The organism is Bacillus sp. URHA0034, from assembly GCF_056280405.1.
On the sequence record NZ_JBWCDK010000002.1, the window covers coordinates 3,947,812 to 3,973,187 of the forward strand.

The 25,376-nt window shown below is 38.2% G+C and carries 23 protein-coding genes and 1 riboswitch; of the genes, 15 read left to right on the top strand and 8 right to left on the bottom strand.

The window, feature by feature from the left end; translation table 11 throughout:
- Nucleotides 1–7 precede the first annotated feature (7 nt).
- Nucleotides 8–571 (bottom strand): FAD-dependent oxidoreductase, encoded by a 564-nt coding sequence (locus ACZ9EE_RS21020; RefSeq protein ID WP_476030214.1) that lies wholly within the window; start codon nucleotides 569–571, stop codon nucleotides 8–10.
- Nucleotides 572–1,220: 649 nt separating this feature from the next.
- Between ACZ9EE_RS21020 and pxpB the strand changes: the two genes are divergently transcribed.
- The 3 genes from pxpB to ACZ9EE_RS21035 are packed head-to-tail and all read left to right on the top strand — an operon-like array spanning nucleotide 1,221 to nucleotide 3,656.
- Nucleotides 1,221–1,961, top strand: coding sequence for a 5-oxoprolinase subunit PxpB (gene pxpB / locus ACZ9EE_RS21025; RefSeq protein WP_476030216.1), 741 nt, complete (start codon nucleotides 1,221–1,223; stop codon nucleotides 1,959–1,961).
- Nucleotides 1,948–2,715, top strand: coding sequence for a LamB/YcsF family protein (locus tag ACZ9EE_RS21030; RefSeq protein ID WP_476030218.1), 768 nt, complete (start codon nucleotides 1,948–1,950; stop codon nucleotides 2,713–2,715). Before pxpB ends, ACZ9EE_RS21030 begins: the two co-directional genes overlap by 14 nt.
- The gene (locus ACZ9EE_RS21035) at nucleotides 2,712–3,656 is read left to right on the top strand and encodes a 5-oxoprolinase subunit C family protein (RefSeq protein ID WP_476030220.1); all 945 of its coding nucleotides are present in this window, start codon (nucleotides 2,712–2,714) and stop codon (nucleotides 3,654–3,656) included. The genes ACZ9EE_RS21030 and ACZ9EE_RS21035 overlap by 4 nt, the downstream gene beginning before the upstream one ends.
- Here the strand turns inward: ACZ9EE_RS21035 and ACZ9EE_RS21040 are convergent.
- From ACZ9EE_RS21040 to ACZ9EE_RS21070, 7 genes are all read right to left on the bottom strand, one after another.
- The gene (locus tag ACZ9EE_RS21040; RefSeq protein WP_476030223.1) at nucleotides 3,602–3,844 is read right to left on the bottom strand and encodes a hypothetical protein; all 243 of its coding nucleotides are present in this window, start codon (nucleotides 3,842–3,844) and stop codon (nucleotides 3,602–3,604) included. The genes ACZ9EE_RS21035 and ACZ9EE_RS21040 overlap by 55 nt on opposite strands.
- 66 nt (nucleotides 3,845–3,910) lie before the next feature.
- Complete coding sequence (locus ACZ9EE_RS21045; RefSeq protein WP_476030225.1) at nucleotides 3,911–5,119, bottom strand: MFS transporter; 1,209 nt, start codon at nucleotides 5,117–5,119, stop codon at nucleotides 3,911–3,913.
- Nucleotides 5,120–5,134: 15 nt separating this feature from the next.
- Nucleotides 5,135–5,548: a MarR family winged helix-turn-helix transcriptional regulator gene (locus ACZ9EE_RS21050; RefSeq protein WP_476030226.1), complete on the bottom strand. Its 414-nt coding sequence runs from the start codon at nucleotides 5,546–5,548 to the stop codon at nucleotides 5,135–5,137.
- Between the two features lie 534 nt (nucleotides 5,549–6,082).
- Nucleotides 6,083–9,532, bottom strand: coding sequence for a methionine synthase (gene metH, locus ACZ9EE_RS21055; RefSeq protein WP_476030228.1), 3,450 nt, complete (start codon nucleotides 9,530–9,532; stop codon nucleotides 6,083–6,085).
- The gene (locus tag ACZ9EE_RS21060; protein WP_476030230.1) at nucleotides 9,510–11,369 is read right to left on the bottom strand and encodes a bifunctional homocysteine S-methyltransferase/methylenetetrahydrofolate reductase; all 1,860 of its coding nucleotides are present in this window, start codon (nucleotides 11,367–11,369) and stop codon (nucleotides 9,510–9,512) included. The genes metH and ACZ9EE_RS21060 overlap by 23 nt, the downstream gene beginning before the upstream one ends.
- Nucleotides 11,370–11,371: 2 nt before the next feature.
- A complete protein-coding gene (gene metC / locus ACZ9EE_RS21065) occupies nucleotides 11,372–12,559 on the bottom strand; it encodes a cystathionine beta-lyase (protein WP_476030232.1) in 1,188 nt (395 codons plus the stop codon).
- A complete protein-coding gene (locus ACZ9EE_RS21070; protein ID WP_476030234.1) occupies nucleotides 12,559–13,671 on the bottom strand; it encodes a methionine biosynthesis PLP-dependent protein in 1,113 nt (370 codons plus the stop codon). Before ACZ9EE_RS21070 ends, metC begins: the two co-directional genes overlap by 1 nt.
- Before the next feature lie 132 nt (nucleotides 13,672–13,803).
- Nucleotides 13,804–13,918: riboswitch (SAM riboswitch) on the bottom strand.
- A gap of 389 nt (nucleotides 13,919–14,307) precedes the next feature.
- Here ACZ9EE_RS21070 and ACZ9EE_RS21075 point away from each other — a divergent pair.
- The 12 genes from ACZ9EE_RS21075 to ACZ9EE_RS21130 all read left to right on the top strand — a co-directional run bounded on the left by ACZ9EE_RS21075 (nucleotide 14,308) and on the right by ACZ9EE_RS21130 (nucleotide 25,361).
- A complete protein-coding gene (locus ACZ9EE_RS21075) occupies nucleotides 14,308–16,248 on the top strand; it encodes an asparagine synthase-related protein (RefSeq protein ID WP_476030236.1) in 1,941 nt (646 codons plus the stop codon).
- 14 nt (nucleotides 16,249–16,262) lie between these two features.
- On the top strand, nucleotides 16,263–16,388 hold the full coding sequence (locus tag ACZ9EE_RS21080) for a paeninodin family lasso peptide (protein WP_476030238.1): 126 nt from the start codon (nucleotides 16,263–16,265) through the stop codon (nucleotides 16,386–16,388).
- Nucleotides 16,389–16,405: 17 nt separating this feature from the next.
- Nucleotides 16,406–16,534: a paeninodin family lasso peptide gene (locus ACZ9EE_RS21085; RefSeq protein ID WP_476030240.1), complete on the top strand. Its 129-nt coding sequence runs from the start codon at nucleotides 16,406–16,408 to the stop codon at nucleotides 16,532–16,534.
- Nucleotides 16,535–16,552: 18 nt separating this feature from the next.
- Nucleotides 16,553–16,678 carry a paeninodin family lasso peptide gene (locus tag ACZ9EE_RS21090; protein ID WP_476030242.1) on the top strand — a complete coding sequence of 42 codons (126 nt, stop codon included), beginning with the start codon at nucleotides 16,553–16,555 and terminating at the stop codon, nucleotides 16,676–16,678.
- Nucleotides 16,679–16,776: 98 nt separating this feature from the next.
- Entirely contained in the window at nucleotides 16,777–17,712 is a 936-nt protein-coding gene (locus ACZ9EE_RS21095) for an aldolase (RefSeq protein ID WP_476030244.1), read from the top strand.
- A complete protein-coding gene (locus ACZ9EE_RS21100; protein WP_476030246.1) occupies nucleotides 17,709–17,999 on the top strand; it encodes a lasso peptide biosynthesis PqqD family chaperone in 291 nt (96 codons plus the stop codon). The genes ACZ9EE_RS21095 and ACZ9EE_RS21100 overlap by 4 nt, the downstream gene beginning before the upstream one ends.
- Before the next feature lie 33 nt (nucleotides 18,000–18,032).
- The gene (locus tag ACZ9EE_RS21105; RefSeq protein WP_476030248.1) at nucleotides 18,033–18,494 is read left to right on the top strand and encodes a lasso peptide biosynthesis B2 protein; all 462 of its coding nucleotides are present in this window, start codon (nucleotides 18,033–18,035) and stop codon (nucleotides 18,492–18,494) included.
- A 12-nt stretch (nucleotides 18,495–18,506) separates the two neighbouring features.
- Nucleotides 18,507–19,697: a nucleotidyltransferase domain-containing protein gene (locus tag ACZ9EE_RS21110; RefSeq protein ID WP_476030250.1), complete on the top strand. Its 1,191-nt coding sequence runs from the start codon at nucleotides 18,507–18,509 to the stop codon at nucleotides 19,695–19,697.
- A gap of 3 nt (nucleotides 19,698–19,700) precedes the next feature.
- Nucleotides 19,701–21,500, top strand: a complete 1,800-nt coding sequence (locus ACZ9EE_RS21115; RefSeq protein ID WP_476030252.1) for an ABC transporter ATP-binding protein — start codon at nucleotides 19,701–19,703, stop codon at nucleotides 21,498–21,500.
- Between the two features lie 205 nt (nucleotides 21,501–21,705).
- Nucleotides 21,706–22,437 (top strand): YveK family protein, encoded by a 732-nt coding sequence (locus ACZ9EE_RS21120; RefSeq protein WP_476030254.1) that lies wholly within the window; start codon nucleotides 21,706–21,708, stop codon nucleotides 22,435–22,437.
- Entirely contained in the window at nucleotides 22,424–23,080 is a 657-nt protein-coding gene (locus tag ACZ9EE_RS21125) for a CpsD/CapB family tyrosine-protein kinase (protein ID WP_476030256.1), read from the top strand. Before ACZ9EE_RS21120 ends, ACZ9EE_RS21125 begins: the two co-directional genes overlap by 14 nt.
- 454 nt (nucleotides 23,081–23,534) lie before the next feature.
- The gene (locus ACZ9EE_RS21130) at nucleotides 23,535–25,361 is read left to right on the top strand and encodes a polysaccharide biosynthesis protein (RefSeq protein WP_476030258.1); all 1,827 of its coding nucleotides are present in this window, start codon (nucleotides 23,535–23,537) and stop codon (nucleotides 25,359–25,361) included.
- Nucleotides 25,362–25,376 lie beyond the last annotated feature (15 nt).

Below are 25,376 nucleotides of genomic sequence, written 5' to 3' on the forward strand. Positions count from 1 at the left end.
ATGCTAATTAAGATTTTAAAACATCATGGTCAACATAACGTTCACCATTGATTTCACTAATTACATTAATCGCAACTTTAGCTCCGTCGCCAGCTGTAATGATGGTATGAACACTCACACCAGCAACCGTTCCAGCAGCCCAAATGCCATCGATATTGGTTTTTCCGGCAGGATCAACATCAAGAACCGTTTTAATTCTAGGTTCTGTTCCTGGCTTTGTTTTTAAACCGATTGTTTCGGCTAGGGTAACCAATGCTCCGGTAGCCACAATCACATGCTTTGCTTCAAATTCATTTTGGTCCGTTACAACTTTAAAACCATTTTCTGATTTTTTTACATCGGTAACTGTAGCTTCTACTAATTCTGCGCCAAATTTTGATGCCTGCTTTTTACCAATCTCAATTAAATCTGGACCAGTAATTTCAGAAACGCCATAATGGTTTTCAATCCAGGCCCGTTTGGTCATGCTTTTGTCATTGTCGACAACCAAAGTCTTTTTACCAGCTTTAGCTGTAAACAAGGCAGCACTTGCCCCTGCAGCACCTGCTCCAATCACAACTACATCATACATCAAAATCCCTCCAATATTTAGTAATAATTCTAGCTTAGCTTAATTAAAAATGATTGTAAAATGAAGTGCTTACATTTTAGAGAGGCTGACGTACATAACAAGTTATGCTTTCTTTAAGGGAGAAATTTTAATCATTTATACCCCCACTTAACCGCTTTCAAAATCGTAACATATAGAAATCAAGGATAGGAGGCGGACAGTATTTCGTTAATATCTAAGATTCATTACAAATGGCATTTAATAAGGAAAAACTATCATCAACTGTTATTGGATAGTTGCCTAGATTATGGTTTGAAAAATAAAATAACAAAAAAGATTATTTATCATGAGGAAAAAATTAAGCAGTTAAATGAATTTTGATAGTAAATTATTGGATTGCTATGGTCGTTGGATGGCTAGATCAACCATTTAATAAGAGTTAAACCGAAGGGGAAAAGTTTCTGCCTAACAGCAGAGACTTTTTTTGATTCTTTTAAATCAACAAAAATACTCTACTGATAAAAAAGGAGAATTCCTGCTTCTTTTGTCTATAATATTTAGGCTTTTATTAAGGTTAGTCTTAAAATTAAAATTGCAATTTTGAGAAAATTAATTTAATAATTATAGTGTACTTATCTATAACTTAAACCACTAAAAATAGGGGATTATCATGATTGAAATAAAATCACTTGGAGACTTAGCCATCCAAGTATCTTTTGGAAATCAAATTAATGAGGAGATACAAAGGGAAATCCAGCGATTTATTGCAGGTCTTAAAACAGCAAAAATAAAGGGGATCACAGAATGGGTACCTGCCTATTGTACGGTTGTAATTTACTATCAGCCAGAGGTCATTAGCTATCATGAGTTAGAAAAAACCATCAAAAGAATTTCTTCTACTTCTTCTAAAAAAATAGAGAGTGAAAAGGGAATCGTTTATGAAATGCCTGTATACTATGGCGGTGAAACAGGTCCTGACTTACCATTTGTGGCCAGCTATCATCAGTTAAGCGAGAAAGAGGTGATAAGACTGCATACAAGTAAGGAATACCTGATTTATATGATGGGATTTGTCCCGGGATTTCCTTATTTGGGTGGACTTCCGCCAAGTCTCGCGGTTCCAAGACTTGAACATCCACGGCCAAGTGTGAAGTCGGGGGCGGTCGGAATTGGCGGGAATCAAACAGGTATCTATCCGGCAGAGGTCCCGTCTGGCTGGCGTATCATAGGAATCACACCCATAATCCTTTTTGACGTTCAGGGTCCGTCACCGTTTCTTTTTTCGGCAGGAAACTATATCAAATTTCATTCAATCGATTTACAAGAGTATAAAAGAATCCAGCAATTAATTGCCAATAAAACATATAAGCCAAAAACATATATAAGGGAGAAGACGTATGACAGTGATTGATTTAAATAGTGATTTAGGGGAAAGCTTTGGCGCCTTTAAGATTGGGAACGATGATGAAGTTTTAAAATATATCTCGTCCGCGAATATAGCCTGCGGGTATCATGGCGGGGATCACAATGTCATGTTTGAAACCGTTAAACTTGCCAAAAAATATGGTGTCCAAATAGGTGCCCATCCCGGCTTTCCAGACTTGGCCGGTTTCGGGAGGAGGGAAATGAAGCTAACCCCTCGAGAGATTTATCATCTTATGGTCTATCAAATAGGGGCATTGGAAGCGGTATGTAAAGCAAATGATGCTAAACTTGTTCATGTTAAGCCGCATGGTGCTTTATATAATATGGGTGCCAAGAATCGGGACATCTCTGATTCTATCACTCAAGCTGTTTTCGATCTGAATCCACAGCTTGTTTTATTCGCGCTTGCCGGCAGTGAATTAGCGAAGGCTGGGGAAGAAAGGGGATTACAGGTTGCCGGGGAAGTTTTTGCCGACCGAACTTACCAGCATGACGGGACATTAACATCCCGCCAGGAGCCGAATGCGATGATTCATGATTCAGAGTATGCGATTACTCGGGTTATTCGCATGATTAAGGAAGGAAAAGTCGAGGCCGTTGATGGGACCGATATAGCGATTCAAGCGGATACGATATGTGTTCACGGAGATGATCCGCAGGCGTTAGAATTTGTCTCTAAATTAAAGCAGGCCTTTCAACAGGAAAACATCCAGGTTAGAAAGAGCTGGCGGAACGAATGAAGGCTATCTTAAAAGTATTGAAACCCGGGCTGCAAACAACGGTTCAGGATTTAGGCAGATATGGGTATCAACAATATGGTATCAGTCCATCCGGTGCGATGGACACATTTTCCATGCAAGTGGCCAATATCCTCGTTGGAAATCCTAGTGGCGAAGCCGTACTCGAGGCGGCAATCATAGGACCCGAGGTCGAGGCATTAAGTGATATAGCTATCGCGATTTGCGGCGGTGATTTTACGCCTAAAGTGGATGGGGAGGAAGTCTCATTGTGGAAAAGTTTCCTCTTACGGAAGGGTCAGGTCTTGACAGTTGGCCATTGTTATCGAGGAGCTCGAGCTTATATAGCCATCGGTGGAGGCATCGATGTTCCTTTTGTGTTAGGCAGCAAATCGACCTTTTTAAATGGAAAGTTTGGCGGCTTTGAGGGAAGGGCATTGCAGAAGGGGGATATACTAGCTGGCAACCCTTCAATAAAGAAGCCATATAAAATGCTTCATCCAGAATTAGTTCCCCAATATGCAAAAGAAATGACCATTCGGGTCGTTATCGGACCTCATGAGGATCGATTTACGGAGGAAAGTATTCGACGGTTTTTCTCGGAGGAATTTGTTGTCACCCATCAAGCCAATCGGATGGGATATCAGCTGAAAGGCCCAAAGCTCGAACACATCGGCGGTCCAGATATTATCTCCGACCCGATTCCGCTCGGCGGAATCCAAGTCCCCGCAAGCGGCCAGCCCATCATCCTCCTCGCCGACCGACAAACCACCGGCGGCTATACCCGAATCGGCACAGTCATCTCTGCCGATATTCCGAGAATTGCTCAAGCGGTGCCTGACACCATTATTCACTTTTCCAAGGTGTCAGTAGAGGAAGCGCAGCGCCTTTATCTGAAAAGGGTGAAATTACTTAAATATTTGCTGCTAGGGGCAGCAAAATAAAAAGAACCATCATTTCCGTCATGGGATTGATGGTTCTTGTGTTTGAACAGATATAAATGGTCTTTTTTCGTTTTGGTTGTTCTTGTTCTCATATCCGTGAAGACAAATGGACTTCTTTTCGCTTCGGGATTCATTTTTCCTTCACGAGCTAGTTTTGCTCTAAGCTTTTTGGCTTTGGATTTAGCCATAAAAAATCACTCCTCTAATTTGTTTCATTCCATTATATAACAAATTGAGGAGGAGTGTTAAAAAACTTAAATTTCCTGTGCTTTTGTTTGTTGGGCAGATTCCTTTGTTGATGACCTTTTCTTCGTATGAAGGAAGTAAAAAAGAACCAATCCAATTAAGATATAAAATGAAAAGAAGCAATAAAGAGTACTGTAATCCAACTTAGAGGCAATGACCCCAACAATAAACGAACCTAACGCAATTCCAGTATCATAGATGGATAAGAACGTTGCCGTTGCCAAACCTCTTTTTCGAGGTTCCGCATCTTGGATTGCGATCGTTTGGAAGGTTGGGAAAAGGGTTCCCCAGCCGATCCCAATCAATCCTGCTGACAAAAGGAAAGAAAAGGCACCATTACTTTGACTTAAAATAAACATTCCAATCGCGAAAAGAGTGATACAGGGAAAACTAATCACATTAGGACCATATTGGTCCAGCCACTTACCTGTAAACGGTCTTGACGCTAATAAGACAATCGCGTAGACAACAAAGAACATGCTGGCGATGTGCTCTAAATGAATTTCACCTGCATAAATCGAAACAAAGGATAGAAGAGCAGAATAGACAATCGCCATAAAGCTGCCGACGATTGAAATTGGAACCGCTGAAACCTCAAATAGGCTGCTGATGGAAAAAGAAGAATGAGCTTTCGTTTGTTCAGGAGTTTCAAATGTATTGTGTTTCACAATCAGCCCTGTTATTAAAGAACAAAAAGCTACAATCACACTTAGGATAAATAATGGACGAGCGCCCCATTGCTGCATCGCCAGTAGCCCGACAAAAGGACCAAAAACCATTGCCAAATTGGTTGACATTGCAAAATAGCCCATTCCTTCACCACGACGGGAGGCCGGGATGATATCAGCGACAATTGTCCCTACGGCTGTGGTCGCCATACCAAATCCAATTCCATGTAACAGACGGATCACTAAAAAGCCGCCAACGGTTTTAGGTAAGAAATAAAGAAGTGAGGCTGCAGCGAAAAGAATGAGTGCTGTTAGCAAGACCTTCTTATTACCTGCTCGTTCGAGCCATTGGCCGGCAAGCGGGCGAGAAATAATTGCTGAAAGTAAAAAGACTGTTGTCATCAAGCCTGCCATTGAAGAGCTGCTATGTAATTCATCAAGGGCGTAAGATGGAAGGGTGACAAGCAAGATGTAAAAGGTTAAAAATAGAAAAAGATTGCTAAAGGAAATACTAATAAAGTTTTTTGTCCATAGTTTAGGTTTGTTCATGTAATGCACCTCATTTTATAAAATTTGCTGTAACCAGCTTTTTTGGAGTTTTACGAGTTGTTCTCGTGATTCAATAGGAAAGTCTTTCATTAGTTCCTGATTGACTGAGTTAACAATATGCTCCCATTTTGGATATTCCTGATCGGCCAATTCTGTTAGCTGGACATGCTTTTCTCGTTTGTCTTTCCCGGGGACTTGAGTCACATATCCTTGTTTAACTAAACGTTGGATGGTCCTTGTCATGGGCGGCGCTTCAACAAATAGGTAATCACAAAGTTCTTTTTGTGTCAGTGAGCCTTTATTTTTTAGGACATAAATGACGGCCCACTGGGCACTGTATAATCCTAATGGTTTTAAGGCTTCATTTAGTTTGTTGGTGAGATGTCTTGATAGCTGATGAAGTGTATGGAATAATTCGTGGGTTAACATGGTTCGCTCCAGTGTTATTAAAATTAATTACCTAGGTAACTATAGTGGAAATTATGGAAATTGTCAAGGCAAGATTGGATAATTGCGCGGAGAGAAGTTCGTGGGAATATTTGAAATTTGGGCGGAAATAATTAGAAAATCCACGGAATAATAGTGATATCCGACGGAAAAAATCAAAGTTTCCGCGGGAAAAATAAAAAAGTTCGCGGAATTAAATTAAAATAGCAAAACAACTCGTTGGAACCTGCACATTTTATCCTGGTGGGGGACATAAGTGGGCGCGGATAAAATCCAAATTTACGCGGAATTATTCTGATTTCCCACGGATAAAATCCAAATTTACGCGGAATTATTCCGATTTCCCACGGATAAAATCTAAATTTACGCGGAATTATTCCGATTTCCCACGGAAATAACCCAAAGAAGCACGGAATAAATCAAAATGCCGCGGAAAAAACCAAAAATCCCGCAGAATCACGATTGTAACTCCTCACAAACAAAGAATCCGCGGAAGGCACCGCGGATTCTATCTTATTATCTATTCACATTAAAATACCGAGCTTCAGGATGCGCAAACACAATCGCTGATACCGATGCTTCAGGCTCCATCATACAGCCTTCCGTTAATTCAATTCCAATTTCCTCCGGTTGAATTAACTTAAACAGCTTCTTCTGGTCTTCTAACTCCGGACACGCCGGATAACCAAACGAGAAACGCTGTCCTTGATATTTGGCCGTAAAACGATCCTGCATCGTAAAATCAAGTGGATCAGGGAAGCCCCAGCGATCACGGATCTGGCGGTGGATCAACTCGGCAAAGCCTTCAGCAGACTCAAGCGCCAGTGATTGAAGCGCGTGGCTTTCAAGGAAACGTCCCTCTGCTTTTAACTCATCTGCCTTTTGGCGAATCCCTCTTCCTGCTGTCACCGTAAAGAAGCCAACGTAATCCATCACACCGCTGTCAACTGACTTTAAAAAGTCCGCTAAACAAAGGAAGGGTGCTGATTCCTGACGAGGGAAATCAAAGGTTTCAATAATGGTAGTTTGATCTTCTGGATTATAGATATAAACCTTATTACCATCCGATTGCGCCGGGAAAAATTGATAAGCCGCAGCAGGCGTAATCCAGTTATTTGCACTGGCATCGGCTAACAATTGATCGACGACTCCTTTAACTTTTAAGGCCTTTTCATCTTTCTCAGCAAGCAGCTTCGAAAGTTTCCCCTTTACTCCAAGATGATGGCCTATTAACATTTGCATATTAATATACGGCTCAATATGGGAAAGAGAATACGATCTTAAAATATGTCTTTTCGTATCCATTGGCGTAAAGACCGGTACTTCTGTGGACACCGCAGGTTTCACCTTTACCGCAACAGCACTAGCCGCACGGGTAGGTAGTTCCCTTGGTACATCTAAAGCCGCCAGCTTTTCCGCTTTATCATCTAACAGCTTTTGATACTCATCCGGTGATTGCAATTGATTGGCAAGTGATAGACCATTCATGGCATCCTTTGCATAAAGAACAAGTCCATCATATTCCTTCGCAATCCTTGTATCGGTAAACTTACGAGAAAGAGCAGCACCACCAACAAGAATCGGCACAGAAATTCCGGCTTCCTTCATGTCTTGAGCCGTTAGCACCATCTGTTGCGCAGATTTTACTAATAAACCCGACAATCCGACCATATCCGGTTTTTCTTCACGAATCGCCTGCACCAAATCGGTTGGGGTAACCTTAATCCCCAAGTCAACGACATTATAGCCGTTATTACTTAGAATAATATCTACCAGGTTTTTACCGATATCGTGAACATCACCTTTAACCGTTGCTAAAATAACTTTCCCCTTAGAGGCAGACACATCGCCTTTTTCCATATGAGGCTCCAGGAAGGAAACAGAGGCTTTCATAACCTCAGCACTTTGCAGAACCTCCGCGACAATTAATTGGTTGTCATTAAACAGGCGGCCTACTTCTTTCATGCCGTCCATTAATGGACCGTTAATAATATCTAGTGGAGCAGGGTAGGAGGCAAGCGCCAGTTCTAGGTCAGGAAGCAAACCTTCTTTTGTTCCTTCAATCACATAGTAGGCTAAGCGCTCTTCCAATGTCATATTAGGAATCGTTGTCTTTGCTTCTTTCTTTTTTCCGCGGTAAAACTCAGTAAATGTAGCTAATGTTTCATCCGTTGTATCAAATAACAAAGCCTCTGCTAATTGAACTTCATCCTTAGAGATCGAAGCAAAGCGCTCAAGCTTTTCCGTATTCACAATCGCATAATCCAAGCCAGCCTGTGTACAATGGTAGAGGAAGACTGAATTCAGTACCTCACGGCCGACTGGTGGTAGACCGAAGGAAACATTACTAATACCGAGAATGGTCTGCACATCCGGCATCGCTTCTTTAATCATCCTAATTCCTTCTACCGTTGCTTTAGCCGATCCAATATATTGTTCATCACCAGTTCCAACAGGGAACACAAGCGGGTCAAAAATGAGGTCCTGTGGTTTAAGACCATACTTATGAACTAATAGGTCATGGGAACGTTTGGCAATGGCTAATTTTCGCTCTGCTGAAACGCCCATTCCTTCTTCATCAATCGTCCCTACCACAACAGCGGCACCGTAACGGTGGATTAACGGAACAATCGCTTCAAACCGTTCCTCACCATCCTCAAGGTTGATTGAATTGATAATCGCTTTCCCTTGAGAATACTTCAGAGCTCTTTCGATGACCTTTTCATCCGTAGAATCGATAACAAGCGGAACCTTAACCTTTTTAACGACTTCTTTAATAAAATTCTCCATATCAACCATTTCGTCACGATCGGGATCGGCAAGGCAGATATCAATAACATGGGCGCCGCCCTTCACCTGTGCACGGGCAACTTCTGACGCTTCTTCAAATTTACCTTCTGTAATTAATCGTTTGAACTTACGAGAGCCGATAACGTTTGTACGTTCCCCAACCATGATCGGTCTTAACGTAGGATCATCATAAATAAATGGTTCAATACCGGAAACCATGTGAGTGCTTGATGATTGGAACGGACGAGGCTGATATTGTTTCATTGCTTCTGCAATCACCCTAATATGTTCAGGTGTTGTACCGCAGCAGCCGCCGACAATATTCAACCAGCCATGTGCCGCAAAATCGGATAGCTTTTTCGCCAGTATTTCAGGTGTTTCGTGATAGTGACCGTCTTCATCAGGTAAGCCGGCATTTGGATAACAGCTGACAGCGGTTGTTGCCAAACCTGCAAGGGAACGAATATGATCCTGCATGAATTCAGGACCGGTCGCACAGTTAAGACCGACGGCGATCGGATTCATGTGTTCCACAGAAATAAAGAACGACTCAATCGTTTGTCCGGCCAAGGTTGTCCCCATTGGTTCAATGGTTCCGGAAATAAAGAGCGGCAGGGTTTTACCTGTTTTTGAAAAAGCACTTTGAATCCCGACAAAACCCGCTTTCACATTCAATAAGTCCTGACTTGTTTCTAGCAACAGCAAATCAACGCCGCCGTCGATTAACCCAATCGCCTGTTCTTCATAAGTGGCAGAAAGGGCATCAAAGGTTGTGCCCCCGGTGACACTTAAGGTTTTTGTCGTTGGGCCCATTGAGCCTGCTACATAACGTGGCCACTCATCGGTCGTAACGTTCATCGCTTCTCTGACGGCAAGCATCGCAGCGATTTTATTAATCTCATAAGCTTTAAATCCAAGTTCATATTCATCTAAAACAAGGCTTGTCGCACCAAATGTATTGGTCTCAATGATGTCTGCACCGGCCTCTAAGTATTCACGATGAATACGAGAGATGACGGAAGGAGCTGTTAGAACGAGATGTTCATTACAGCCTTCATACTGCTCACCGCCAAAATCCTCCGCTGTAAGATCGGCTTGCTGCAGCATCGTACCCATCGCACCGTCCATAACAAGGATGCGCTTTTTAAGTTGTTCAGAAAATGGTGTTTTCGGCATAGCTGTCCCCCCTAATCTCACTCGCACGCTGGTTTGTATAAGCAGCGAGTTCAGCTGTTAATTCATAACGCAGGAATGGTGTAATTAAATAAATTCCGTTAAATAAGTCTAATGCGGTATCAATAAGTGACTTGGTAATAGCAATTCCTTCTCTAGCAGCCTGAAGCGGATTGTCATTCAAGAGAGCCATCCGCTCACGAATCGAGTCGGCAATTTTGATTCCAGGCACTTCATTGTGAAGAAACTCTGCGTTTTTACTACCTGTTAATGGCATTAAGCCGATATATATCGGTGTATCTAAATGTTTCGTATTTTCATAGACTTCAATCAATTTTTCCTCTGAGAATACAGGCTGAGAAATAAAGTAATCCGCCCCGTATTGAATCTTTTTCTCCAAACGTTTTACCGCTTTTTCGACCGAGCGGACATTAGGATTAAAGGCTGCGGCCACACTAAAAGCCGTTTTTTGACCTAAGTCTTTACCGGAATAGGATAAGCCTTCGTTCATCTGTTTAATCATTTGAATCAATTCAAACGAAGACACATCATAAACGGATGAGGCACCAGGGAAATCTCCCACTCTAGCAGGGTCCCCTGTAATCGCTAAGATATCGTTCATTCCTAGCGTGTGCAGTCCCATTAAGTGCGATTGCAGCCCGATAATATTGCGGTCCCGGCAGGCAAGATGAATCAGCGGACGCATACCTAACTCATTTTTTAATAGATAGCCTAAGGATTCATTAGAAATCCGCACCGTTGCCAGTGAATTATCCGCTAGTGTAATCGAATCGATACCTGCTTTTTTAAGCGCCTTGGCCCCTTCGAAAAACTTAGTCGTATCCAATTTTCGAGGAGGATCTAATTCAACAATCACCGATGGCCGCTCTTTCACGATTTCCTGCAGGGGAGTGTATTCCCTTTTCGGAGGAGATTCGACAATAATCGGCTTTTGTTTCAATTTTACAACTTTTTCAGTGACAGGGATACTATTCTTTAATTCAGATGCATAGGCGCGAATATGGTCGGGTGTCGTACCGCAGCAGCCGCCAAGCAAGCGTACGCCTTCATTTCGAAAGCGTTGTGCCGATTTTTGGAAATAATCGGCATCTCCTTCATAATGAAATTTTCCGTCTGTATAGGTAGGAAGACTGGCGTTTGGATAGGCTGATAGGAAAGCATGCTTCGGAATTTCCACCTGTTCTAAAGCCAATAACATATGGTGAGGACCTAACCGGCAGTTGAGGCCGACCACATCGGCACCTAGGCCTTCCAGTCTTTTTAAAGCGTCATTAACAGGTGTCCGGTCCTGTAAGAAACCAGGGTCCTGAAGGGAAACTTGAGCGATAATCGGAAGCTTCGTTTCCTTCCGTGCAATCGTTAGGACGGTTTCGAGCTCTTCTAAGTCGTAAAAGGTTTCGAGTAATAGTCCGTCCACACCTTCGAGGAGCAAACAATATAATTGCTCCCGGAAGCTTCGTTTTAATTCTTCTATTGTCATCGAACTTGTTTTAATTCCACGGTTGCCGCCAATTGTCCCGACGACAAAAGCGTTAGCTTGGGCGGCTTTTTTAGCATTCCGCACCGCAGCACTGTTGATCTCCTTTACGGAGTCTTCCAAGCCATATCGCTGCAGCTTTAAATAATTGGCAGCGTAGGTATGTGTTTGAATAACATCCGCTCCGGCATCAATATAGGCTCGGTGGATATTTTGAATCTGCTCCGGCTGAGATAAATTGAGTTCTTCTGAACACGAATCGACTCCGAATGAATAAAGCAATGTACCCATAGCACCATCGGCTATTAAAATTTGCTTTTGTAATTTATCTAAAAGGTTCATGATCATTCCCCTTGATGTAGGACCAAATGTTTAGTACGAACCTGCTCAAGTGCTTGCGAAAAATCCTTAATCAAATCATCAGGATTTTCAAGTCCTACTGATAAGCGGACAAGTCCATCGGTAATACCACGTTGATGGCGATCTTCACGAGACATAGCCGCATGAGACATTTTCGCTGGATAAGAGAGAATTGATTCCACCGCTCCTAAGCTGACCGCAAATACAGGGATTTCCACATTCGCCACAAAGGTGCGAAGGGCGTCTTCCGTAGCTAATTCAAACGATAATACCGCTCCAGGACCATCTGCTTGTTCTTTTTGGATTTGATATTGCGGATGGCTTTCAAGCCCTGGATAATGAACCTTTTCCACAAGCGGATGGGCATCTAAAAATTCTGCGATTTTGATCGCTGATTTTTGTGACTGTTCCAAACGAACCGACAATGTCTTAATTCCTCGTAGAACAAGCCATGCATCTTGCACACCTAAAATCGCACCAAAACTATTTTGTAAGAATCCTAGTCTCTTAGCTAAATCTTCATCTTTGACAACGGCAAGGCCTGCCACCACATCACTGTGTCCGGCTAAAAATTTCGTTGCACTATGAAGGACAACATCTGCACCTAGTGCAAGCGGCTTTTGGTGGTAAGGGGTAAGGAATGTATTATCAACAAATGTTAATGCATTAATTTCTTTAGCGAGTTCGCTAACCGCTCGAATATCTGTTACTTTCATCAATGGATTTGATGGTGTTTCCACATAAAAGGCCTTTGTATTCGGCTGAATCGCTTCTTTAACTTCCTCTAAATTGGTCATATCGACAAAGGTATGCTCTATCCCAAGTCTCGAAAGAACTTGCGTGACCATTCGGAAGGTACCGCCATACACATCCTCGGTGATTACAATATGGTCACCAGAAGATAGTAGAAGGAAGGCAGTTGAAATAGCTGCCATCCCTGATGCAAATGCAAATCCTTTCACACCACCTTCAAGTTCTGCGATTACATCTTCTAGTGCTTCTCTTGTCGGATTTAAACTGCGGCCATAATCGTACTTTCCGAACTGATCGAAATCAGCTTGATGGAAGGTAGAGGCATGCTGAATGGGAACACTAACCGCCCCAGTTACTGGATCAATTTTATGTTTGTTGTGGAGCAGTCTGGTTTCAAAACTATATTCTTCGTGTGCCATTATGCAATTACCCCTTCCTGTACCTTCGCAAAAGCGTTCTGTAAGTCTTCAATAATATCTTGTGAATCTTCAATTCCAACTGAGAAACGTAATAAACGGTTGCAAACGCCGGCTTGAATACGAATCTCTTCCGGGATATCCATATGTGTTTGCGTTGCTGGATAAGTAATGAAGCTTTCCGTTCCACCTAAGCTTTCAGCAAAACTGATTAAATTTAAATTCTGTAAGAATGGATTCACCCATGCTTCGTCCTTGATTCTAAAAGAAACCATTCCGCCGCGTCCTGGGTAGAGAACATCCGTTACGGCATCATGCTGTGAAAAGAATTCAACGATGGCCTTTGCATTCTTTTCATGACGATCCATTCTTAGTGACAATGTTTTCATTCCGCGCATTAATAACCAAGAATCAAATGGACTTAACACGGCTCCGGCACCGTTATGGTGGAAAGCTAATCCTTCACAAAGTTCCTTTCCTTTTGCCACAACTAGGCCAGCAAGAACATCATTATGTCCCCCAAGATATTTCGTCGCACTATGGATAACGATATCCGCACCAAGGCTGATTGGCTGCTGTAAAAGCGGGGTATAGAACGTATTGTCCACGATTAACAATAATCCATGTTCCTTTGCGATCTTTGAAATAGCTGCAATATCCGATTCCTGCATAAGCGGATTGGTTGGTGTTTCTAGGAAAATCGCCTTTGTTTGTGCTGTGATTTTCTTTTCAACTTCTTCCGGACAACAGGTATTCACATATTGCGTCGTTAAGCCCCATTTCTTATAGCCTTTTTCTAATAAGCGGTAAGTACCACCATATAGATCTTCACTTACGATCCATTCGTCACCAGATTCAAATAAAGCAAGAATCAGTTGAATGGCTGCCATACCAGAGCTGCAGGCAAATCCTTGATCCGCACCTTCTAAATCCGCGATTGTTTTTTCGAGGAGCTGACGCGTTGGGTTTCCTGTGCGGGTGTAATCAAACCCGGTTGATTGCCCGATTCCCTCATGACGGAAAGCTGTTGAAAAATATACAGGCGGGTTCACTGTTCCAGTTGTTGTTTCACTGCGGTTCCCAATTTGGGCAAGTTTTGTATCGATTTTGTACATAACGGACACTCCTTGTAGTAAGTAAAGTTTATAATGTTTCGCATTAACGCGATTGAGTAGTAAAGCCTTTTGATAAATAAAAAAAGTCTTCTTATAAGAAGAAGACTTTTGTATGCAGTACATTTGTCATTCTTCTTATCTTGCAAATTAGTAAATTTGCAGGACTTAGCACCTTTTCAATGAGAAAAAAACATTGAAGGTTGCTGAGGTGTCGCAGGGCCCTTCCCTCAACCTCTCTTGATAAGAAATACATTATTTAGATTATTTATAAAATTTACTACAAATTTCGTGTTATGTCAATTTGTTTTTTAGTAATAACAATATCAATGAAGAAACTGGGCGAAAAATCTTTCTAAAAAAATATATAAATAGTTAATGGAAAAGTTGTTGACAGTGGTAGTTAATGGATTTATTATAGGGTTATAAATTGTTCTTAATAAAGAACTAAAATAGGTATTATGTAATAGGAATTAGTAGGTGGAATACATAGAGCTGATAAAATTATAACATATACAAGAGGGAATTTTAATTAAAAGAAATTCTTTTGATTAACTATGGAATTGATGTTCTATTTAGTGAACTCACATTTCTAATAGAAGATTTTGTAACTGATGAAATGTATGGCAGGAGGAAAAGATGAGCGCTATAGCCGGTATATATCATTTAAACGATGAACCAATCAATCTAGAGCACGGAAACCGGATGATGAAAGAATTAGAAAAATATCCGGCAGATGATATTCAGACTTGGCATAATGACAAAGTCTTCTTTGGCTGCCATGCACAGTGGATCACACCGGAATCTGTAGGCGAGAAACTTCCTTATTATGATCATGAACGGAAGTTAGCGATTACGGCAGATGCAATTATTGATAATCGGGATGAATTGTTTGAAAAATTACAAGTCAAAATATCGGACAGAAAAACAATGTCTGATAGTGAACTTATATTACTATCTTATTATAAATGGGGAGAAGAAACCCCTAAATATTTAGTTGGGGATTTCGCATTTATGATATGGGACGAGAAAAAACATGAGATATTTGGGGCAAGGGATTATTCCGGAAATAGACTACTATATTTTCATCAAAATCTCCAAATGTTTATCTTCTGTACAGCCATTCGTCCAATATTAGGCTTATCATTTGTAGAAAATAGTCTAAACAAGCAATGGATTGCTGAGTTTTTGGCTAACCCAGGTATGTTTGACTCGCTAGATACATCTTCAACAATTTATAAGAACATACGACAAATACCACCCTCTCATTCTATTAAATTGGTGGAAGGAAAGGTGACTCTCACCCGTTACAGTAAATTACCTGATGGTGAAAAACTTATTCTAAAATCGAATCTTGAATATGAAGAGGCTTTTAAAGAAGTTTTTCAGGAAGCTGTCAAAGCACGATTACGTACTCATAAAAACGTAGGTGCCCATTTAAGTGGTGGATTGGATTCAGGCTCAGTTGCAAGTATTGCAGCAACCGAATTAAGGAAACAAAATAAACAATTGAATACATATAGTTACGTACCAATACAAGGGTTTGAAGATTGGACACCAAAAAGTCGGATTGCTAACGAAAGGCCAGTTATACAATCAACGGTTGACTATGTAGGAAACATAAATGCTGAGTATTTAGATTTTGATGGCCTTAGCTCATTTTCTGTAATTGATGATTGGCTTAATACACTAGAATCACCATATAAATTTTTTGAAAATAGTTATTGGCTCAAAGGAATATATGAAAAGGCCAATCAAGATGGGGTCGGTGTTCTATTAAATGGCCAGAGGGGCAACTGGACTATTTCTTGGGGTCCAGCACTGGAGTATCAGGTTTTGTTGTTAAAAAGGTTTCATTTAATCCGTTGTTTTCGTGAAATACATTTGTACAGCAAGAATATCGGGGTCAAGAAATCAAGGGTAATCTCTGTTGTTGCAAAGAAAACTTTTCCTTTTTTACATCATTTTATGACATCTTCAGCAAATGGGAATAACTTTCCGATGTTAATCAATCCAGAATTTGCCAATACAATGAATGTCTTTGAAAAACTTTTAGAACATGAAATCGACACAAAGGGAAATGTTACCAAAAATTGGTATGAGGTAAGGGCGATGCAATTTGAGCAGCTCTATTATTGGAATATTACTGGAACGTATGGATCGAAATTTTCTTTATCACACAAAATTTGGGATCGTGATCCTACAAATGATCTCCGTGTGGCCAAATTTTGCTTAGCTCTTCCAGAAGAGCAATATGTACAAAATGGTATGGATAGAGCACTTATTAGAAGGGCAACTAAAAACTTACTTCCTGATAATGTTAGATTAAATCAACGGACCAGGGGTGCACAAGGTGCAGATGGAATTCCCCGTATGGCACCTCATTGGAAATCATTTATTGAAGCATTAGAGCAAATGCTTGATGATTCAGTAGTTTCTGAGTATTTGAATATCGGAGTAATCAAAAGTATTATTACAAAATTCAGAGATGTTCCATCCCCACAATATGTGTATGATGAAGAGTTCAAGATTTTAATGCGAAGCTTGATATTTTATAGATTTATTAAGAATTTTGCTTGAGAGGGGGTGACAAGGTGAAAAAAGTTTGGAATAAACCAGAATTGGAAGTACTTAATGTTAACATGACAATGGCTGGCCCAGGACATAAAATTCCGGATGCAGTGCAACCAGATCCAGATGATCCGGTAAAGTATAGTTAATTTCAAGAGGTGTTAAGGTGAAAAAGGTATGGACTCAACCTGAGTTACAAGTACTTAATGTTAGCATGACAATGGCTGGCCCAGGACATAATTTTGTGGATGCAGTCCAACCTGATGATGATACACGACTATTACCGTATAGCTAATTCGAGAGGTGTGAGAAAATGAAAAAAGAATGGAATAAGCCAGAATTAGAAGTACTTAATGTTAACATGACAATGGCTGGTCCCGGGCATAAGATACCAGACGCAGTGCAACCAGATCCAGATGATCCGGTAAAGTATAGTTAATTTTTAGTTAATTAGGTTAGGATTTATTCAGCCCTTATACATTTCTAACTGTATAAGGGCTTTTATAAATCAACATTGTTGTCATTGGAGTGAATAAAATGATCAATACACAAAACGCCTTGATTTATAAGGGGTTTGGACTAAATCTAATGAGCGATATTCCGCTTCCTGAATTAACACGAATAAATGAACCAGTTGGTATAGCAGATATTTTTGTTCAAAAGGGTGATTTATTAAAACAATGGTCAGAAGTAGATTCAAATAAACAGAAAAGATTTGTAGTAAAAGAAAATAGGGTTATGTTTGAAGTCCCTAATACTGCTATATTTTCTATAGAAGAAGGCAACAAAATTACCGTTTCACCGATGTTAGGTGCTGAAGAGGATAAAATCCGACTTTATATCCTTGGTACTTGTATGGGAGCAATATTAATTCAAAGAAGAACAATCCCATTACATGGGAGTGCAGTTGCAATTAATGGAAAGGCATATGCTTTTGTAGGTGATTCAGGTGCTGGGAAATCTACACTTGCAGCAGCTTTAATACAGGAAGGATATAAACTATTAAGTGATGATATAATCCCTGTTATTCTTTCGCATGACAAATTACCGTATGTAGTACCGTCCTACCCGCATCAAAAGCTATGGGAAGAAAGTTTAAATGAATTTGGAATCAGTACATTAGGATACCTCCCGTTGTTTGATCGAGAAACAAAGTTTGCCATACCCGTTCATTCTGATTTTACATCGGAAACTTTACCTCTAGCTGGAGTATATGAATTAGTTAAAACTGAAAGTAACGGTGTTGAAATTAAGGAAATAGAAGGTTTAGAGCGCTTTCGAACTATATATACGCATACATATCGAAATTTTTTAATTCCTCGCCTAGGGATGATGGAATGGCATTTCAAAAAAACAGCTCAAATCTTAAACAAAATTGATATGTATAAATTAATGCGTGACAATTCAGGATTTACAGCAAATAGGTTGGTTTCACTTGTTTTATCAACTATTAAAGAGGAGGAACATATATGATTATCACACAAAAAATTTCATTGAATTCAAAAGTTTTACAAATGGATGGAAATATAGTCAGTGATATGGATGGAGAAAAAGTAATGTTAAGTATAGAAAGTGGAAATTATTATAATTTAGGAGAAATAGGTGGGCAAATATGGGATTTAGTAAGAACTCCATTAGAAATTAATGAAGTGGTTGCAAATTTATTAATAACTTATCAGGTTGAAAAGGAAGAATGCGAACAACATGTTTTATCCTATATCGAACAATTAAATAAAGAGGGGCTTGTTCAAATTATTTAGCTTGAATCAAAGAATGTAATAGGAGGATAGTGAATGTTACTTTTCCAAAAGATAAAAACATTTATTATTTTGGATAATAAAACAAAACTCTTGTTTTTGGAGGCGTTTATTTTTTTAGCGTGGGCTCGGATACTTAAGGCTATGAAGTTTTCTAAGATAGCCCCTTTACTGGGTAATCATATGGAAGAAACATCATTTGAATACAAGTCTTCGGATGTGAAAATTTTAAAGAATGTATCAGATGCTATTTATATCATGAGTAAATATACATTTTGGGAAAGTAAATGTTTAGTCAAGGCGATTGCTGGAATGAAAATGCTTCAGAGACGTAGTATTGACAGTACCCTTTATTTGGGTACGGCAAAGGATGAAACAGGAAGCATGATCGCTCACGCTTGGCTTCGAAGCGGAGCATTGTATATAACTGGGGCTGAGGAAATGAAGAGATTTACCGTTGTCGGGAAATTTGCAAAACGCATTAGTGAACATGGATAAGAGGGGAATACTGTGGAAAACATTTTTAAAGAAAACATAAATCAATTTCCTAAAGAATTAAAACTTCTTCTTTCTTTTTTGAAAAGAGAAAGTGATGCAACTTTATTTAATAATAGGTATTTTGAAGATATTAATTGGAACAGTTTTATCCAATTGTCTATACATCACCGAGTTTTCCCCTTTATTTATAAGAGATTGAAAGAATTAAAGGGTGATTATATTCCTGCTACCGTTCTCCAAGAATTTTCCCGCATATATCAAAAAAATATTTTTCGAATGCTTCATTTAAGTGGGGAAACACAAAAGATTTCAAAGCTATTTTCAAACAATCAAATCCGTACCTTATTTTTAAAAGGTCCTGTTCTTGCTGCTGACCTATATGGTGATATTTCTTTACGCACATCTGCTGATTTGGATATTTTAATTTCAATAGAGAAACTTAATCAAGCGGAGGAAATTCTTTTAAATGAAGGGTACATTAAGGATGAGTATATTACAACAGTATTAAATGACTGGAAATGGAGGCATCATCATTTCACCTATTTTCACCCACAAAAGGATGTAAAGGTTGAAATACATTGGAGGCTAAATCCAGGACCCGCTAAAGAACCAAAGTTTGATGACCTATGGAAAAGGAAGAGAGCAAGTTCCTTATCAACCGAGCTTATTTATACTTTAGGTCTTGAAGATTTATTTTTATTTCTTGTTTCACATGGCGCTCGGCATGGGTGGTCGAGACTTCGCTGGTTAGATGATATTAAACAGATATTAGAATCTGAAATTGATTGGAAAGAAACTATCAATATACTAAAAAGCTTTCATTATTATGATGTGGGTGGCCAGGCGCTATATTTAGCTATTCATCTATTAAATGCTAAGGTGCCTCCAGAATTGAATATGATGATAAATAGAAAACGGACAAAGCAGCTTAGCTTAGACGCTTTGTTTTATATAAAGCAAATGATTAATCTTCACACGGACCCGGTGCCAAAAGATGTTTCTGAATATCATAAATGGCATTTGTTTTCTTTAATGTCAACTAATCAAAAAGTTTTCTTTGTTTTAAGTTTTTTATATCCATATCCAGAAGATGTAGAATTTCTACCTTTACCAAAGTTTTTTCACTTTTTATATTTTCCATTGCGCCCGGTTATTTTCCTTTTAAGGAAAACGAAGCTACGATCAGTTACTAGGAGGGCCTAACCATTGAATCAAGTTCTTTACTATTTTAAAAGATTGCAATCATATTCTGGAAATATTCTTTACTTTAATATTATTGGTATGGGATTTGTAAGTTTCCTTGAAGGATTAGGGATCCTACTATTAGTACCAATGATAAGCTACAGTGGAATAATAAAAAATGATCTTGGAGGACTTAAGTTTCAAAAATATTTATTTTTTCTTCACGAACTACCTAGAACTCAGGCATTATTTTTTATTTTAGCATTTTTTATATCATTAGTGATTATTCAAAATTTGATACAGCGTAACTTAGCTATTAGAAATGTAAGGATTACTCAAGGATTTATTCGTATATTAAGAATGGAGAGCTATGAAGCCTTATTAAAATCCAACTGGGGATTATTTACAAAGGAAAAGAAAGCAGATTTAATTAACGTTATGACCATGGAACTAGCTCGAGTCTCTGGAGGTATTATTCAAACCTTATTGTTACTAACCTCACTTGTCTTTACAAGTATACAGATTATTTTGGCACTCTGGTTATCAATAAAACTTACTTTTTTAGTATTGATTTCTGGACTTTTTCTAGCTGTCTTTTCGAGAAAATATATAAAACAATCAAAGATTTTAGGTTCAAAAACCTCGAATTTAGCCCAAGAGTATCTTGGAGGAATAACGGATCAATTAAATGGTATTAAAGATATCAAGAGTAATACCTTAGAAGAATCTCGTTTAAATTGGCTAAATACATTAACTAAAGGAATGATAGAAGAGCAAATTGAGTATACTAAATTGAAAACAAAATCACAGACATTATATAAAATATCATCAGCCTGTTTGATTTCTGCATTTATATTTATTTACCTCATGGTTATTGAAAAAAATCCTGAACAATTTTTATTAATATTAATTATTTTTTCAAGATTGTGGCCAAGAATCACAGAAATCCAATCAAGTATGGAACAAATAGCAACTTCTGTTCCTGCATTTAAGGCATTAAGAGATCTGCAAAGAAAATGTAAGCAATCAGCAGAAATCAAGGATAACACAATTTACAAGCGTATTAGACCTTTATTTATTGAAGAAGCAATAGAATGCCGTGAAGTATATTTTCAATATGATAGAGCTGATAAAAAATATGCTCTTCAAAATATCAATTTAAAAATTTTGACTAATAGTATGACAGCAATTGTAGGCACATCTGGTGCTGGAAAAAGTACATTAATAGATCTTTTAATGGGGTTAAATAAGCCTCAAAAGGGTGAAATCCTAATAGATGGAAAAGTGATTAATGAACAAAATCTATTATCGCTAAGGCAAGCAATTAGTTACGTCCCACAGGATCCTTTTTTATTTAATACCAGTATTAGAGACAACTTACTAATGATAAGGCCGAATGTAAGTGAACATGAAATCTGGGAAGCTCTAGATTTTTCAGCCGCATCTGATTTTGTAAAGAAATTACCAAATGGTTTAGACACAATTGTGGGAGATAGAGGTATAAGGTTATCAGGGGGAGAGCGGCAAAGGCTTGTTCTTGCACGTGCTATTTTGCGTAACCCGTCAATTCTAGTCTTGGATGAAGCTACCAGTGCATTAGACTCTGAAAATGAAGCAAAGATTCAAGAGGCTATTGAAAAACTAAAGGGAAGAATGACGGTAATTATTATCGCCCATCGTCTTTCTACCATTAGGAATTCAGATCAAGTAATTGTTTTAGAACAGGGGAAAATGGTGCAACAAGGAAAATTCAGCCAACTTGCAAGTGATCAAAAGGGAATGTTCAGTAGACTACTAAAAAACCAAATAGGAATTAGCGGTTAATTTTGGAATTAACCTACTTACTGGGTCCTTATCCAAGTTAGAAATTTTTGGTTATAGTAATTGACATGTTCTTAATAAAGAAATAAAATGATGATATAGAATAATAAAATTAGCTTTAAGGTGTATTATATTATTTTTTTGGAACAATCGTTCAATATTTAGAACGAATTTTAAAAAATTCATGTCAATTATAAAAGGTGGTTTAATGCAAAACTTAAATCAAAATAACGTAAACAGTAAGAGAGCAGCAAAGGAAATTAATTTAATAGAGATATTCACAGTTCTAAAGAGGAACCTTTGGATAATAATATTAGTTACAGCTTTAGCAGGCATAGCAGGAGTAGTATTAAATAATGCCTCCAGTACACCTTTATATGCATCTTCATCAAGAATTATTATTGGAGCAGATGAAGAATCTAGAAAAACGCTTCAGGTAATAGTAAAAGACTCGGTAATACTAGATAAAGTTATTAATCAACTAGGGTTAAATTTATCAGCCGAGGAATTAGCAGGGAAAATTACAGTTGCGAGTGTTGATTCATCTCAGGTAGTTAGTATAACTGTGATTGATCCTAATCCTATGCAGGCAGCAAACATAGCAGATACCACAGCTCAAATTTTTAGGGATGAAGTACCAAATATAATAGGTCAAGATTATGTTCGACTATTATCTAAGGCAAAGGTAAATCCTGTTCCAATTAATCAAAAGAACAACAATAAGCTTTATCTTGGCATTATTGGGGGGCTTATTGTTGGAATCGGATTAGCATTTTTATTAGATTCATTTGACGACAGGATACGACATAATAATGATATTGAAAACCTACTTGGTCTTCCCTTATTAGGAAGAGTTCCAAAGGTAAACAAAAGGAATGTTAAAAAGAGAAGTATGAAATTTCAATTAGAATCAAGAGGTGAGAATATTGGTCTTAAATAAAATTCGGCAATTATGGTCGTCAGAAAAAAGAACTATTATTGCTCATACTCATCCTGATTCAGTGATTTCAGAACAATTCAGAATGATTCAAACCAATATCAAATTTATCATGCCTGAGCAAAAGAGCCGTACAATTTTAATTACTTCATCAGGAGATGGTGAAGGGAAAACTACAATTGCAACTAACCTTGCAGTTTCATTAGCTCAGCAGAAGAAAAAAGTTCTTATAGTCGATGGAAATTTAAGAAAGCCTGCTTTGCATTCTTTCTTTAATACAACCAATAAGATTGGTTTAACGGATGTTCTTACTGGAAAAGCATCATTTTCAGAGGCCTTAATTCATACTGAAGTTTGGAGGCTAGATTTACTAACAAGTGGAGTAGTTCCTTTTAATCCAGTTGAATTAATTGGTTCACAGAGGTTGCCAGAGCTCCTTAATAAGGTAGAACAAAGTTATGATATTATTCTAATTGATTCTAATTCAGTCTTAGAGTTAACAGATACTAAGCTTCTTGCAAGCCAGTGTGACGGTGTTATACTTGTAACTCAAAATGGAAAAACCAAATTAGAAAAAGCTGCTGAAGCAAAGAAAGTAATTGAATTTTCCAAAGCAAATATTGTGGGAATAGTTTTAAATCAATAATTAGGTATAGAGTAAAAAATTTTTTGGAACGTTGTTCGTTATTAGAAACGAAATTGTACGTATAGTTCTTTATTCTTTTGGAAATGTCTCCTTTCCAATATCAATGGAGGCACTCGGTCATGCTGTGGGCTATAGCCTTAGACACTAGTTGTCAAGAGTGTGATGTGAGGGAGGGTTAGATGCCCTATTTTACTTATAAAAATTTTTAATTATATGTTCTTCATTAAGAATTTATAATTAAAGATTTTTAAAAGGAAGTGATATTTTGAAGAATGATAATCTTTATCCAAAATGTATAACAAAGGCAGTGAGATATATTAAACAAGATGCCTCAAGACATCAATTGGTTGAAATCAAAAAAGTGATTGACAATGCAATCCGAATTAGAACAAAAACAACAAATTAATTCCATTCCATTCCATTCCATTACATGTAAAAAATCAGGGGGGGTTATATGTCTTATCAACAACGATTATCCTTATTTATACTTATAGATTCATGTATAGTATTAACTGCTATATTTATAAGCTGCTTTTTAGTGAATGGAACTATTCAGGTTGTAACCTTTCCGGTCTTAATAAGCTGTATTGTTATTTTATTAGGTCATTATACATTATCATTTAAATTTCATCTATACAAAAAGGCTTGGGAATATGCGAGTGTCGGGGAATTATTAAGTATCTTAAAGATTGTGACCATCTCAGTTTTTATTGCGGCTATTTTCCAACAGTTAATTGTTAAGGAAATATTTTTTCGGTTACTTGCTGTAACATGGCTACTTAATATGTCTATCATTGGAGGATCTCGATTTTGTTGGCGAATGCTTCGAGATTCGCGCCTTAATAGAATGGATAATAAAAAAAGAACGCTAATAGTAGGTGCGGGCTCGGCCGGAACCATGGTTGCAAGGCAATTGTTACAAAATAACCAAGCAGACTTGTTACCAGTCGCTTTTATTGACGATGATTCTAAAAAGCACAGGCTTGATATACTAGGAATCCCAGTAGTTGGAAGTATTGATGATATCGAGAAGGCAGTCATTGAATATGAAATAGAAAATATAGTGATTGCTATACCATCATTGAGAAAAAAAGAGTTGAATGCTATTTTCCTAGAATGTGCAAAAACAAACGAAAAAACACAAATATTACCAATGTTAGAAGACTTAATGACAGGGAAAGTGTCTGTTAGTCAATTTCGTGATGTACAGGTAGAGGATTTACTAGGTAGGGAACCAGTTGAATTAGATATAAATAGTATATCAGATAATATAAAGAATAAAGTAGTTTTAGTCACTGGTGCTGGAGGATCTATCGGATCAGAAATCTGTAGACAAGTAGTGAATTTTAATCCTAAAACTCTAATTTTATTAGGTCATGGTGAAAATAGCATCTATTCCATTGAAATGGAATTAAAAGAAATGAATAAGAATACTACAATTGAATTAATTCCAGTAATTGCTGATATACAAGATGAAAAGAAAGTGATGTCAGTTATGAATACATACCAACCCGATCTTGTTTACCATGCAGCCGCTCATAAACATGTTCCATTAATGGAGGCAAATCCGGAAGAAGCTGTTAAAAACAACATCATTGGGACAATGAATGTGGCAAAGGCAGCGAGCTGGAATGGCGTAAAGACCTTTGTTATGATTTCAACGGATAAAGCGGTGAACCCTACGAGTGTTATGGGTGCCGCAAAAAAATTAGCCGAAATGATTATCCAATATATGGACCAACAAAGTAATACTAAATTTGTTGCGGTTCGTTTCGGGAATGTATTGGGAAGTAGAGGAAGTGTAATTCCATTATTTAAAAAGCAGATTGAAAAAGGTGGTCCTGTTACAGTTACCCATCCTGAAATGATTCGTTACTTTATGACCATTCCTGAAGCATCAAGATTAGTCCTTCAAGCAGGAGCACTTGCTAACGGGGGAGAAATTTTTGTATTAGATATGGGTGACCCTGTAAAAATTGTAGATTTAGCAAAAAACCTTATCAAACTCTCGGGCAATTCAATTGAAGAGATAGGAATTGAATTCTCTGGAATAAGACCTGGAGAGAAGTTATTTGAAGAATTATTAAAGGAAGAGGAGGTTCATGAAAAACAAATTTATCCAAAGATTTATATAGGGAAAACTTCTGAACTATTAATAAAAGAGATTGAGGAATTAATTCAAACATATTCTATTTTGGGAAAAGATGAAATTAGAGCTAAGCTCATTAATTTAGCAAATTGTAAAGTAATATCAAAACCAAAATTGTCAGTTCCTGTTTAAAGAGGATGAGTTATT